The organism is Stenotrophomonas sp. GD03654, assembly GCF_029845105.1.
Lineage (GTDB): Bacteria > Pseudomonadota > Gammaproteobacteria > Xanthomonadales > Xanthomonadaceae > Stenotrophomonas > Stenotrophomonas africana.
Genome location: NZ_JAOCLC010000005.1, coordinates 41,678 through 54,362, shown reverse-complemented (window position 1 = coordinate 54,362; position 12,685 = coordinate 41,678). Strand labels below are relative to the sequence as shown.

At 66.0% G+C, this 12,685-nt stretch carries 11 protein-coding genes; 5 read left to right on the top strand and 6 right to left on the bottom strand.

Annotated elements, in window-relative coordinates; all coding sequences use genetic code 11:
• Nucleotides 1-7: 7 nt before the first annotated feature.
• Nucleotides 8-1,078, bottom strand: coding sequence for a ferredoxin reductase (locus N5J73_RS03430; protein ID WP_049448132.1), 1,071 nt, complete (start codon nucleotides 1,076-1,078; stop codon nucleotides 8-10).
• Between the two features lie 92 nt (nucleotides 1,079-1,170).
• Between N5J73_RS03430 and fabR the strand changes: the two genes are divergently transcribed.
• From fabR to N5J73_RS03415, 3 genes are all read left to right on the top strand, one after another.
• Nucleotides 1,171-1,827: an HTH-type transcriptional repressor FabR gene (gene fabR / locus N5J73_RS03425; protein ID WP_005416927.1), complete on the top strand. Its 657-nt coding sequence runs from the start codon at nucleotides 1,171-1,173 to the stop codon at nucleotides 1,825-1,827.
• A 278-nt stretch (nucleotides 1,828-2,105) separates the two neighbouring features.
• Nucleotides 2,106-4,259 carry a TonB-dependent receptor gene (locus N5J73_RS03420; protein ID WP_049448131.1) on the top strand — a complete coding sequence of 718 codons (2,154 nt, stop codon included), beginning with the start codon at nucleotides 2,106-2,108 and terminating at the stop codon, nucleotides 4,257-4,259.
• Nucleotides 4,249-4,797, top strand: coding sequence for a thioredoxin-like domain-containing protein (locus tag N5J73_RS03415; RefSeq protein ID WP_049448130.1), 549 nt, complete (start codon nucleotides 4,249-4,251; stop codon nucleotides 4,795-4,797). Before N5J73_RS03420 ends, N5J73_RS03415 begins: the two co-directional genes overlap by 11 nt.
• Nucleotides 4,798-4,911: 114 nt before the next feature.
• On the opposite strand, the gene mntR is transcribed toward N5J73_RS03415, so the two are convergent.
• Nucleotides 4,912-5,382, bottom strand: coding sequence for a manganese-binding transcriptional regulator MntR (mntR, locus tag N5J73_RS03410; RefSeq protein WP_014037494.1), 471 nt, complete (start codon nucleotides 5,380-5,382; stop codon nucleotides 4,912-4,914).
• 117 nt (nucleotides 5,383-5,499) lie between these two features.
• On the opposite strand from mntR, the gene N5J73_RS03405 reads away from it, so the two are divergent.
• On the top strand, nucleotides 5,500-6,831 hold the full coding sequence (locus N5J73_RS03405; protein WP_049448129.1) for an Nramp family divalent metal transporter: 1,332 nt from the start codon (nucleotides 5,500-5,502) through the stop codon (nucleotides 6,829-6,831).
• A gap of 87 nt (nucleotides 6,832-6,918) precedes the next feature.
• Here N5J73_RS03405 and N5J73_RS03400 read toward each other — a convergent pair whose 3' ends face one another.
• The 4 genes from N5J73_RS03400 to N5J73_RS03385 all read right to left on the bottom strand — a co-directional run bounded on the left by N5J73_RS03400 (nucleotide 6,919) and on the right by N5J73_RS03385 (nucleotide 11,222).
• Nucleotides 6,919-7,245 (bottom strand): thioredoxin family protein, encoded by a 327-nt coding sequence (locus N5J73_RS03400; protein WP_005409967.1) that lies wholly within the window; start codon nucleotides 7,243-7,245, stop codon nucleotides 6,919-6,921.
• Complete coding sequence (locus N5J73_RS03395) at nucleotides 7,217-7,684, bottom strand: flavodoxin (protein ID WP_080354919.1); 468 nt, start codon at nucleotides 7,682-7,684, stop codon at nucleotides 7,217-7,219. Before N5J73_RS03395 ends, N5J73_RS03400 begins: the two co-directional genes overlap by 29 nt.
• A 25-nt stretch (nucleotides 7,685-7,709) precedes the next feature.
• On the bottom strand, nucleotides 7,710-8,750 hold the full coding sequence (locus N5J73_RS03390) for a ribonucleotide-diphosphate reductase subunit beta (protein WP_049448128.1): 1,041 nt from the start codon (nucleotides 8,748-8,750) through the stop codon (nucleotides 7,710-7,712).
• 108 nt (nucleotides 8,751-8,858) lie between these two features.
• On the bottom strand, nucleotides 8,859-11,222 hold the full coding sequence (locus tag N5J73_RS03385; protein ID WP_049448153.1) for a ribonucleoside-diphosphate reductase subunit alpha: 2,364 nt from the start codon (nucleotides 11,220-11,222) through the stop codon (nucleotides 8,859-8,861).
• A 430-nt stretch (nucleotides 11,223-11,652) separates the two neighbouring features.
• On the opposite strand from N5J73_RS03385, the gene N5J73_RS03380 reads away from it, so the two are divergent.
• Nucleotides 11,653-12,630, top strand: coding sequence for a zinc-binding dehydrogenase (locus tag N5J73_RS03380; RefSeq protein WP_049448127.1), 978 nt, complete (start codon nucleotides 11,653-11,655; stop codon nucleotides 12,628-12,630).
• The last annotated feature ends 55 nt before the right edge of the window (nucleotides 12,631-12,685 follow it).

Sequence of the window (12,685 nt, the reverse complement as noted above, 5' to 3'; positions counted from 1 at the left end):
GGCGTCCTCAGAGATCCAGGGTCAGGTCGGTAGTCGGCGCGCTCACGCAGATCCGCACCGGCTGTGCCGATTCGGACTGCAGGTCGCCGGTGCGCAGGTGGCGGGTGGCGCCACTGACGCGGTCACAGCTGCAGCTGTTGCAGATGCCCATGCGGCAGCCATGCTTGGGCTTGATGCCATGGGCTTCCAGGCTTTCCAGCAGCGAGCGGCCACGCGGCACGCTCAGCTGGCGGCCACTGCGCGCAAGCGTCAGCGACACCTCACCTTCGCTGCTGGCATCGCGCAGCGGCGCCGGCGGGGTGAAGGCTTCGGCCTGGAAGCCGGCCACCTGGTGCGCGAGGCGTTCGCGCGCAGCGGCAACGAAGCCGTCTGGGCCGCAGGCCAGCACATGGCGCTGCGCCAGCGGCGTGTCATCACCGGCCACCTGCAGATCATGGGTATCGATGCGCGCGGCCGGCGCCTGACCCTCACGGGTGGTCAGCAGATGCACGCGCAGGTTCGGATGCGCCGCAGCCATCGCCTGCAGTTCATCACGAAACTGCAGGTGGGCGGCGGTGCGCTCCCAATAGAACAGGTCCACCGGTGCTGCCAGCGGGCGCTGGCAGGCGTCGCGCAACAGGCTGCGCATCGGCGTGATGCCACTGCCGGCAGCCAGTAGCAACACCGGCGCGGCGGCAGGCATATGGAATTCGCCGAAGGCGGCATCGAGGCGGCACAGTTCGCCCGGCTGCGCATGGTGGACCAGATGCTGGCTGACCCGGCCACCCTCGATCGCCTTGACGGTGATCGCCAGCTCACGCCGACCCAGTGCGGTGGGGCTGTAGCTGCGCTGCCACAGGCGTCCTTCAATCTCGACGCCCAGGGTGACGTGCTGGCCAGCGCGCATGCCGGCCCAGTGCCGGTTGGTGCGCAGGACCAGGGTCGCCGCGCCCTCGCCGGCCGGCTCACGCCGGACCAGGCGGGCCACCGGCTCGCGCAGGGTCCACAGGGGATTGAGCTGGCCCGCCCAGAAATCGAACAGCGACGGCGAGACCCAGCGGTACGGAGAGAACAGGGACGGACGGACGACAGCGTTCATGGGTGAACTATACGGGCGCACATACACCTGTGTATACATGTGTATATTGAACCGGATTGGGTATGATTCAGCCTCGCCCCACCGGAACCCCCATGGCCGCCGCCACCGTCTTGTCGACGCCCGAAGATGCCAACAGCCCGGCCCGCCGTACGGTGAGCCGCGAGGATCTGCTGGCCGCCGCCCTGAAACTGATCGGGCCGCACCGCAGCCTGTCCACGCTCAGCCTGCGCGAAGTGGCTCGTGAGGCCGGCATCGCGCCGAACAGCTTCTACCGGCAGTTCCGCGACATGGACGAACTGGCCGTGGCGCTGATCGATGCAGCCGGCCGCTCGCTGCGCACCATCATCGGCGAGGCCCGCCAACGCGCCACCTCCACCGCCACCAGCGTCGTGCGGGTCTCGGTGGAGACCTTCATGGAGCAGCTGCGCGCCGACGACAAGCTGCTGCACGTACTGCTGCGCGAAGGCGCGGTCGGCTCGGACGACTTCAAGCACGCGGTCGAACGCGAGCTGCACTATTTCGAGGAAGAGCTGCAGCACGACCTGGTGCGACTGGCCGCACTGGATGGCGCGGTACTGCATGCCCCGGAACTTGTGGCCAAGGCCATCACCCGGCTGGTGTTCGCGATGGGCGCGACCGCCATGGACCTGCCGCCGGAGAAGGATCCGGAACTGGTCGAGCAGATCTCCACGATGATCCGCATGATCATCGTCGGCGCCCGCACGCCCGCCGCATTCCGCCGCGGCTGACGATCGCCCCCGAGGGTCGGATCCCTTTCCAAAGGAAAGGGCTCTGACCCCAACCTCCCTGCCCACACGGCAACGCCATCCTCCGCACATGACCACCGGCAGGGTTGCGGTTGCTTTATGTAATGTTATAACACCAGCATAATCTAACCCGGCCGGCGCTCCACTCGGAATTGCTACGACTTCGTTATATAGCACTTGCTATATTGATAAGCCACTGCTTTAATATGCGTCAGCCAGGTCGCCCTCGCCGCCTTTCTTCCCCCAAGGACGACGCCCTCATGCCCGTTGCCGCACCCCTCATCCGTCGGCTGCCCCTGGCCGCCGCCATTGCCCTGCCGCTGCCCGCACTGGCCGCCACTCCGAAACCGACCGAGCTGGACCGCGTGCAGGTCAAGGTCAGCACTGCCACCCGCAGCGAACGCCTGCTGTCCGATGTCCCGATCCGCACCGAAGTGCTGCGCAAGGAAGACATCGCGCTGCGCGCGGCCACCGACTTCTCGCGCGCAGCCGAGCTGATCAACGGCCTGCGCGTGGAGAGCAACTGCCAGAACTGCAACACCAGCGAAGTACAGCTGCTGGGCCTGCCCGGCGCCTACAATCAGCTGTTGTTCGATGGCATTCCGCTACTGTCCACGCTGGGCAGCGTGTACGGTCTGGAACAGATCCCGGCCGGGTTCGTCGATCGCATCGAAGTGGTCAAGGGTGGTGGCTCGGCGCTGTACGGCCCGGGTGCGGTTGCCGGTGTGATCAACCTGGTTCCGCCGCTGCCGGCGCGCAGCGGTGGCCATGTGCAGGCCGGCGTGGATGTCCTGAAAGGCACGCCGCAGAAGAACGCCGATGTGCGGCTGGACCTGGTGGCCAAGGAAGCAGACGCCGGCCTGTCGGTGATTGCCCAGCGCAACTGGAACAGCGGCATCGACTACAACGGTGATGGCTACACCGAGATCACCCGCAAGAACCTCAAGGTCGGCGGGCTGCAGGCCTGGTACGCGCCCACGCCGGGCACGCGGCTGCGCCTGGACCTGCAGGTGACCGATGAAACCCGCCGCGGCGGCAACCGCCTGGACCAGCCCGAGTATCTGGCCAACATCGCCGAATCGCTGGATACGAAATACCGCCGAGGCAGCGTGTCGTGGGATCAGGAAGTCAACGCCGACGTCGATTTCCGCCTGGCCTACGCCTTCGCCGACATCGATCGCGACAGTTTCTATGGCGGCCTTGGCAACGTGGTCACCGATCCGTCCGCGCCCGGCTATGACCCCTCGCAGCTGGACCGCAACGTGGCCGGCAGCGCGGCCTCGCGTTCGTGGCGCCAGTACGGCCGCACCCACAACCCGCTGCACTACATCGACAGCCAGTTGAACTGGCGGCTGGGCGCGCACGCGCTGGCCTTCGGCGTGCAGTACAAGCACGAGGCGTTGCGCGACGACAACCGCACCGGTGACGGCCGGCGCCTTGCGGTGCTGGAGGACGCCACCTTCCACAACCTGGGCGCCTTCATCCAGGACGAATGGAGCCTGCGCGACAACGTCGACCTGGTGCTGGGCGCACGCGTGGACAAGAGCTCGGAGCTGGACAATGCGGTGTTCTCGCCGCGTATCGCGCTGGCCTGGCAGGCCAACCCGAACCTGAAATGGCGGGCGGGCATTGCCACCGGCTTCCGTGCACCGGAGATCTTCGTCGAGGATGTGCACGTCGATACCCTCGGCGGAGAGCAGGTGCGCGTGCGCAACACCGATGGCCTGAAGGAAGAGCGCGCGTTGACCACCCTGTTCGGCTTCGACTGGCGTTCGGACCCGGCCAATCCGGTGTGGAGCTGGGATGCCACTGCCTCCTATGCACGCATCCGCGACACCTTCGCGCTGGGCGAGATCCAGCGTGGCGATGACGGACAACTGAGCCAGCTGCGCTACAACGCCTCCGGCTCCAACGTGCTGGGCGCGGAAACCAACCTCGGCTGGCAACCCTCGCCGCAGTGGCGCCTGACCGCCGGCGCCTCGTGGTACCGCTCGCGCTTCCGCGAACCGCAGCGCATCTTCGACGACACCGGCGATGGTGGCGACACCGTGATCGAAAGCCGCGACTACCTGAAGACCCCGCGCTGGACTGGCCTGGCCCAGCTCAGCTGGATGCCCGCCGAGCCCTGGGAAACCTTCGTCGCGCTGCGCCATACCGGACCGATGTCGGTGCTGAACAACCGGCTGGGCGCGTTGCACCGCACGCGCTCGTTCCTGGTCACCGACCTCGGTGCGCGCTGGCACCGGCATCTGGGCGCGCAGGCGCAGCAGGAAGTGTCGGTGGCCGCAGGCGTCAAGAACGTGTTCGATCAGCGCCAGAAGGACCTGGAAGTGGGCGCGCTGCGTGACAGCGACTATGTCTACGGGCCGCGTTTCGCGCGTTCGTGGTACGTCAACCTGCGCTATGCGTTCTGATCCACTACGAGCGCTGTTGCTGGCCTGTGCCGTGCTGCTGGCCTCACCGGCGATGGCTGCGGACCTGCACGCGCAGGTCTCGGCCTCGCTGATGCGGCCGGAGCAGCGTTCGCTGCGGCCGATGCAGTGGACGCAGCCGCCGAAACTGGTGGCGCTGTACTTCGGTGCCGACTGGTGTGCACCGTGCCACGCCTTCGTACCCACGCTGCGCAGCGTGCGCGACGCGTTGCGCGAGGCCGGCGCCGATACCGAAGTGGTGTACGTCAGCCTGGATGAAAGCGAGGCCGCGCTGCGCCGCTACATGCACGCGCAGGACATGCCGTGGCCGGTGCTGGACCCACGCCGCGCCGCGCGCATGCCGGCGCTGCAGGCATTGGCCGGGCTGGCACCGCCGAATCTGGTACTGATCGATGCCGACGGCAGGGTGCTGGCCAATGGTTGGCACGGCCGGCGCTATGAAGGCCTGCAGCCGGTGTTGAAGGAATGGGCGAAACGGGCGTGCGCGCAGCAGCAGGCCCGTTGCCCGCCCGAATTGTAGAGTCGAGCCACGCTCGACTCATTCCATCACCGCGCGAACAGCAGTCGAGCATGGCTCGACTCTACAAAAATCGGGATCGCACGAAATGCCGCCGGGCATGGCCCGGCGCTACCGTCACGGCGCCCCGCCCTCGGCCTTGCGCACGAACGCTTCAAACAACGCCAGCGTCTGCTCGCTCACATGGTGCTCGATGCCCTCGGCATCACGCCGTGCGGTATCCGGATCCACCCCGAGCGCCAGCAGGAAACGCTCCACGGTCTGATGACGCTGGCGGCTGGCATGCGCCAGCGCCTCGCCTTCCGGGGTCAGGAACACGCCGCGGTACGGTCGCTGCACCACCCAGCCATCGCGGGCCAGCCGCCGCAGCATCTTCGCCACGGTGGGCTGGGCCACGCCCAGGCGGGTCGCGATGTCGACCTGGCGGGCCTCGCCGCCGTCGGCCAGCAGATCCGAGATCAGCTCGACATAGTCCTCCACCAGCTCCATCCGGTGCGCCTCGCGCACTTGCCGGAAGCTCTCGACCTGGCGCTCGGCCTCGATCAAGGGGGTGCTTTTCAGCGATGTCGAATCGTCGGTCTTGCCCACGCCTGCGCCTGTCCTTCCGGTGTAATCCGGTGTTGAACCTGAATTCTGGACCAGTAACGCGATAAAGACGATTGTTTCACATTGCTAATGACTATAGCAGGAGCTATATTCGGACCCATGAACACCCTGGCGCCCCGCGACCCTTCGGCCTCCACTCCGGCCAGCCTGGGCGCGCTCAACGCCTCGGTCGCGGTGCCCGACAAGGGGCACTGGTGGTTCCGCCTGCTGGCCTTCCTCGGCCCGGGCTACATGATCTCGGTCGGCTACATGGACCCGGGCAACTGGGCCACCGACCTCGCCGGCGGTTCGCGCTTCGGCTACCTGTTGTTGTCGGTCATCCTCATTTCCAACCTGATGGCCGTCATCCTGCAGGCGCTGTCGGCGCGGCTCGGCATCGCCACCGGCATGGACCTGGCGCAGGCCTGCCGCGCCCGGTATCCGAAACCGGTGAACCTGGCGCTGTGGGCGCTGTGCGAGGCGGCGATCATCGCCTGCGACCTGGCCGAGGTGATCGGCACCGCGATCGCACTGAAACTGCTGTTCGATCTGCCACTGCTGTGGGGCGCGGTCATCACCGCCCTGGACACCCTGCTGGTGCTGCTGATGATGAACCGCGGTTTCCGTGCGCTGGAAGCCTTCGTGATCGCGCTGCTGATGGTGATCTTCGGCTGCTTCATGGTGCAGATCGTGCTGGCCGCACCGCCGGTGATGGACGTGCTGGGCGGATTCATTCCGCACGCGCAGGTGGTAACTGATCCGCACGCCCTGTACATCGCCATCGGCATCATTGGTGCCACGGTGATGCCGCACAACCTCTATCTGCATTCGTCCATCGTGCAGACCCGCGCCTATCCGCGTACCGACGAGGGCCGTCGCAGTGCCCTGCGCTGGGCAGTGACCGACAGTACCCTCGCGCTGACCCTCGCACTGTTCATCAACGCCAGCATCCTGATCCTGGCGGCGGCGGTGTTCCATGCCAACGGCCGCTTTGATGTGGAAGACATCGAGCAGGCGCACCAGCTGCTGGCCCCGATGCTGGGCGTGGGCGCCGCAGCGACACTGTTTGCCGTCGCCCTGCTGGCCTCCGGCCTGAATTCGACGGTGACCGCGACGCTGGCCGGGCAGATCGTGATGGAAGGCTTCCTGCACCTGCGCCTGCCGCCGTGGCTGCGTCGACTGATCACACGCGCACTGGCAATCATTCCAGTGGTGGTGGTGATCATGCTCTTCGGCGACCAGGGCGCGGTGAAGCTGCTGGTGCTGAGCCAGGTGGTGCTGTCGATGCAGCTACCGTTCGCGATCATCCCGCTGGTGCGGATCGTAACCGACAAGGTGACGATGGGCACCTTGGTCGCACCGCGCTGGCTGGGCGCGATTGCCTGGGTGATCGCGCTGGTGATCGTGGTGTTGAACGTGAAACTGCTGGTGGATACCTTCAGCGGCGCATAGCGCGAGATGCCAGGGACGCCTGTCTAGAGTCGAGCCATGCTCGACTCATCGCACACCGCACGAACAGCAGCCGAGCATGGCTCGGCTCTACAAATGCAACGCGATCGCGGCCTCGATCTGCTGCGGCGACTGGAACCCGGCCAGGCGCGTACGTTCGTCACCATCACGGAACAGCGACAGCGTCGGCGTCTGCCGCAGCCCCAACTCGCGGAAGAACGCCTCACCCAGCACTTCCAGCTGCACGCGCAGAAGGGTCGTGCCCTGCCCCGCCACGCTGTTGGCCACCCGGTGCAACGACATCTCCAGCATCCGGCAGCCCGGGCACTGGTCCTTGTGAAAATCCACCAGCACCCGCGGGTGCTCGGCCAGCAGCTGCTGGAACTGCTCAGGCGTGGTGGCGTCGATGATCTGCATCGCTGTTGCTCCAGTAATGGGCCAGGACCGTATTGATCCAAGCATCAATGGCTTCGGCATGGCGAACGCCATGCGGCATCTGTTCGATCTCCAACGGCGGATAGTCGCTGCGGAAATAGCGGATCAGCCGGTGCACGGCGCCGCAGTAGTACTCCTGCCCCCACTGCGTTTCGCCGGTGCCGAACACTGCCAGCTGCCGTGGCCGCTCGCCGCGCTCGGCGATGCCGGCCACCCACGCCTTCATCTCCGCCGGCGTGCGGCCAGCGTTGTCGGTCCAGCTGCCCAGCAGGACCAGATCGGCCTCGCCGGCGGCCAGTGGCGGCGCCTGGCGCAGGTCGTCGACCTCCTGCCAGTGCACCGCATGGCCGGCACCGCAGCAGCGCTCGGCGATCTGCCGGCCGAGTTCGCGGGTGTTGCCGCTCAACGAGGCGACCACCACCAGGATACTCAGCGCGGCGCTGGGCTCAGAGATCGTCGAAGCCGTTGTCGACGTTGGTCTTCTTGTAGCTTGCATTGCGCATCTCGAAGAAGTCGGTCTTGGTTTCAGTGAAGTTGTCAGCGTAGGCCTTGATCCACGGCATCACGTTGTCGGTGGTGTCGCTGTACAGGCGCTCGATGCCGAGCATGCCGGCCATCTTGTTGGCGCGGTACTTCACGTAGCGCACCATCTCGTCCACGTCGATGCCATCGATGCCGTCCAGCACCTCCGACGACCACTGCGTCTCCAGTTCGATCGCGTGTTCGAACGATTGGTGCACGTAGGCGGTCAACTCGTTGGTCTGCAACTCCGGGTTCTCGCCGATGATGGCGCGGATCAGCTCGCTGATGAACTTGGTATGCGCCAGTTCGTCGCGGTTGATGAAGCTGATGATCTTGCCGGTGCCGTTCATGCGGTTCTGCCGCACCATGTTGTAGAAGTAGGCGAACCCGGAATAGAAGTTGATGCCTTCAAGGATCGAGGACTGGATCAGCGACTTGAGCAGGGTCTCGGCGGTCTTCTCGCGCATGAAGTCGTCGTACGCCCCCATGATCGGCGCGTTGCGCTTGATGATGGTCGGGTGGGTACGGGCGATCTCGAAGATGCGGTTCTGGTTTGGCAGATCGGTGATCGAGGCCAGCACGTAGCTGTAGCTCTCGTTGTGGATCACTTCCTGCTGGCCGATGATCGCCGCATTGGCATGCGCGGCCGGATCGGTGATGTACTCGGCCACGTTGTAGATGAAGCGGGTCTGCGGTGAATCGAGCGTGGCCAGCAGGCCGATGATCGAGTCGTACGCGTTCCTTTCGCGCGAGTTGAGCTCGCCGTACTGGCGGGCGTCCAGCTTCATGTCGACCTCGTCGGGAATCCAGAAGTTGGTCGACAGCTCCTTGTAGGCCCGATAGAACGACGGGTACGGGATGTCGTTCCAGTTGAGGATGCCACTGGTGCGGCCGTTGATGATGCCGGTGCTGCGGTTGGGATGGCGCGGTTCGAGGATCTTGATGCGGTCGAGGGGGGTTGCCATGGTCGTCTACCTTCGTATTGCGTGCGTTGCCGTTGTAGAGCCGAGCCCACGCTCGGCTGCCTTGCGCCTGAGCCGAGCATAGGCTCGGCTCTACAGGAGTCGAAGCAATCAGCTGGAGCACCATTCGCATTCGCTGATGTCGATGTCGTTGGAGCGCACGTAGTACGTGGTCTTCAGGCCTTCGCGCCAGGCGCTCAGGTGCAGTTCCAGCAGCGTGCTGGCGCGGATGGTGCTGGGCACGTACAGGTTGAAGCTGATCGACTGGTCGACATGGCGCTGGCGGCGGGCGTTCTGGCGCACGCTGGCGAACTGGTCGACCTTGTAGGCACCCTTCTCGTAGTACGGCCAGGTTTCCAGCGACAGGCCCGGCGCTGCCACCGGCCGCCGGAAGTCCTTCTTTTCCTCGTAGTAGAACGCGCTGTAGATCGGGTCGATGGAGGCAGTGGAACCGGCAATCTGCGCGGTGCTCATGTTCGGTGCCACGGCCAGCAGCCAGCCGTTGCGCAGGCCGTGCGTGGCGACCTCGTGGGCCAGGCTGTCCCATGCGGCGCCGCTGTAGTCGCGGTCACGGAAGTAACGCCCGTTGTGCCAGTCACTACCCGCGAACATCGGGTAGCTGCCCTTCTCCTTCGCCAGCTGCGCGCTGGCCTGGATGGTCAGGAAGTTGATGCGTTCGTAGAGACGGTCGGCCAATTCTTCGGCATCCGGTGATTCCCACTGGATCGCCTGCTGCGCCAGCAGGTGGTGCCAACCGAACGTGCCCAGGCCGATAGCGCGGTACTTGCGGTTGGTGATGGTGGCCTGCGGCACCGGCAACGCGTTGAGGTCGATCACGTTGTCGAGCATGCGCACCTGGATCGGGATCAGGCGCTCCAGCACATCGGTGGCCAGCAGGTCATCCGGCGCGCTGATCGCGCGGCCGAGGTTGATCGAGGACAGGTTGCAGACCACGAAGTCACCGGCGCGGCGTGTGGTGACGATCTGGTCGCCGCTGACGATCTCCTGGATCATCCGCGTCGGGCTCATGTTCTGCAGGATCTCGGTGCACAGGTTGCTGGAATAGATCATGCCCGCGTGCTTGTTCGGGTTCCGGCGGTTGACCTCGTCGCGGTAGAACAGGAACGGATTGCCGGTCTCCAACTGGCTGAGCATGATCCGCTTGAACAGATCGATGGCCTTCACCGTGCGTCGGCTGATGCGCTCGTCGGCTACCAGTTCGGCATAGCGGTCGCGGAAGCTGCCTGAGCCGCGCTTCTCGTCGTAGAAGTCCTGCAGGTACCAGCCCTTGGCCTGCTTCACCTCGTGCGGGTCGAACAGGTACCAGTCGGCGCGACGCTCCACCGCCTCCATGAACAGGTCCGGCACGCAGACCGAGGTGAACACATCGTGCGCGCGCAGGCGCTGGTCGCCATTGTTCAGGCGCAGGTCCATGAAGGCTTCGATATCGCGGTGCCAGATGTCCAGGTACACCGCCACCGCACCCTTGCGCTGGCCGAGCTGGTCGACCGACACCGCGGTGTTGTTGAGCTGCTTGATCCACGGCACCACGCCGCCGGAGGAATTGGCCACGCCACGGATAGGTGCGCCGCTGCTGCGCACGTAGCCGAGGTAGGCACCGACGCCGCCGCCGTGCTTGGACACGCGGGCGATATCCGTGTTGGAGTCATAGATGCCCTGCAGGCTGTCGTCCACCGTGTCGATGAAGCAGCTGGACAGCTGCCCACCTACCTTGCCGGCATTGGCCAGGGTCGGCGTGGCCACCGTCATGTACAGGTTGGACAGCGCCCAGTACGCCTCGCCGACCAGCTGCATGCGCCGCTCGCGCGGCTTTTCCTCCTGCATCAGGTACAGCGCGATGGTCAGCCAGCGCTCCTGCGGCAGTTCATAAACCTCGCGGCTGCGGTCGCTGGCCAGATAGCGCGTGGCCAGCAGGTACAGGCCGTTGTAGGCGAACAGTCGATCGCGTTCCGGATTGATCATCTCGCCGGCCTGCTGCAATTCTTCCTTCGAGTAGCAGCGCAGGATGTCGTTGCTGTAGATGCCACGGTCAGCCAGGCTTTCCTGCAGGCCCACATACGAGCCGTACTTCAGGCCGACGTCGTAGAAGCGGTTGCGGCTGGCGCGCTTGTACAGGCGGCGCAGGTAGATGCGCGCGGCGAACTGCTCCCACTCCGGCGCGACCAGGTCCACGCGCGACTCGGCCTCACGGATCAGCAGATCGACCAGGTCGTCGGCGCTGATGCTGGGCTTGCGCTCGACCATCGCCTGCACCACACGGCGGTAGTCGCTCACATCCAGCTGCGGGAACTCGGCATGCACTGCATCGATGCTGCGCTGCAGGCGCTCGGCCTCGAACGGCAGGCGGCGGTTGCCGGCCTCCTTGGTAATCCAGGTCGGCACACGCTCGCCGCCGGCGCGCAAGGCGCCGCCAGCGCCGGCCAGATCGGCCACGCGGAAGGTACTGTCGGTCATGTGGTGGAACTCCAGGCTCGCACGCGCGTGGCGGTCGATGCCGTGGCGGCCCTGCACGCGATACCGGCGCACGGGGCGGTCGGGGTAGGATGCCATAGCGCGGGAACACCAGGTCGTCGGCAATTGCCTGCGCCTGCGGCCGGTATCCGGGCCGTGGGGGCGATCTGGGTCCGCGCGATGGCGGCCGCGTCGACACGGCAAGCCTCAGGGGCGGGCCGCGGGACGTTTGCTGCATGTCCGGCGGCGACGGCTGACCGGGAGTGACGGCCACAACATAGTGGGGATACTCGAAGCCGTCAACACAAGATGCGGTAATCAGCACATGTCGCGACGATCAGTCGCAGGATGCCGTGTTGCACCTGCGGCGCCTTGTCGACAACGCCTGCGTCCCCAGTTCGGTACAACATCCACTTTCCCCGGAACACCGTCCATGCGCGCTGCCCAGTACCCCTCCTTCGGCGACCCGGCCGACGTCCTTGCCATTGCCGATGCGCCGCTGCCCGAGCCCGGCCCCGGCGAGGTGCGCATCCGCACCGTGCTGGCCTCGATCCATAACCACGACCTACTGACCGTGCGTGGCCTGTACGGCTACAAGCCGACGCTGCCGGCGATCGGTGGCAGTGAAGCACTGGGCGTGGTCGATGCACTCGGCGACGGTGTCGACGGCCTGCAGATCGGCCAGCGGGTCGCCGCCGCCTCGGTGCACGGCACCTGGGCCGAAGCGTTCATTGCGCCGGCACGCATGGTGATCCCGATGCCGGAGGCGATCCCGGACGAGATGGCCGCGCAGTTGATCGCGATGCCGCTGAGCGCGCTGATGCTGCTGGAGTTCCTGCACGTCGAGGCGGGCCAGTGGATCGTGCAGAACACTGCCAACGGTGCGGTGGGCAAGTCACTGGCGATGCTGGCGCGGGCGCGTGGCGTGCACGTGGCCAACCTGGTGCGCAATGCCGATGCGGTCGCACAGTTGCAGGCGCTGGGCATCGATCATGTGTTCGACACGTCGGTGGACGGCTGGAAGGATCGCGTGCGTGAGGCAACCGGCGAAGCACAGGCCGCGGCCGCAGTGGATTCCATCGGCGGCGACGCCAGCGGTGACCTGGTTGACCTGCTCGGCCACCACGGCACCCTGGTGTCGTTCGGTGTGATGAGCGGCGAACCGATGCGCATCCCCGCCGGTGGACTGATCTACAAGGAAGCCACGGTGAAGGGATTCTGGGGCAGCAAGGTCAGCCAGGCGATGGCGGTGGAAGACAAGCGCCGGCTGGTTGGCGAACTGCTGAAGCGTGCGGCGAGCGGCGAACTGACCCTGCCGGTGGAGCAGATCTTCGCGCTGGACGACATCGCCCAGGCGGCGAAGGCCGGCGCCGGTTCGGGCCGTAACGGCAAGGTGCTGCTGCGGCCTTGATCGGCTGACATTGCCTTCTGTAGAGCCGAGCCATGCTCGGCTGCTTTCCGGTCAG

Bases quoted from the DNA above. Each gene is read 5' to 3' on its own strand.
- N5J73_RS03430 (WP_049448132.1), bottom strand. From the start codon at position 1,078: ATGAACGCTGTCGTCCGTCCGTCCCTGTTCTCTCCGTACCGCTGGGTC.
- N5J73_RS03385 (WP_049448153.1), bottom strand. From the start codon at position 11,222: ATGACCGACAGTACCTTCCGCGTGGCCGATCTGGCCGGCGCTGGCGGC.
- N5J73_RS03400 (WP_005409967.1), bottom strand. From the start codon at position 7,245: ATGCAGATCATCGACGCCACCACGCCTGAGCAGTTCCAGCAGCTGCTG.
- N5J73_RS03415 (WP_049448130.1), top strand. From the start codon at position 4,249: ATGCGTTCTGATCCACTACGAGCGCTGTTGCTGGCCTGTGCCGTGCTG.
- fabR (WP_005416927.1), top strand. From the start codon at position 1,171: ATGGCCGCCGCCACCGTCTTGTCGACGCCCGAAGATGCCAACAGCCCG.
- N5J73_RS03380 (WP_049448127.1), top strand. From the start codon at position 11,653: ATGCGCGCTGCCCAGTACCCCTCCTTCGGCGACCCGGCCGACGTCCTT.
- N5J73_RS03390 (WP_049448128.1), bottom strand. From the start codon at position 8,750: ATGGCAACCCCCCTCGACCGCATCAAGATCCTCGAACCGCGCCATCCC.
- N5J73_RS03405 (WP_049448129.1), top strand. From the start codon at position 5,500: ATGAACACCCTGGCGCCCCGCGACCCTTCGGCCTCCACTCCGGCCAGC.
- N5J73_RS03420 (WP_049448131.1), top strand. From the start codon at position 2,106: ATGCCCGTTGCCGCACCCCTCATCCGTCGGCTGCCCCTGGCCGCCGCC.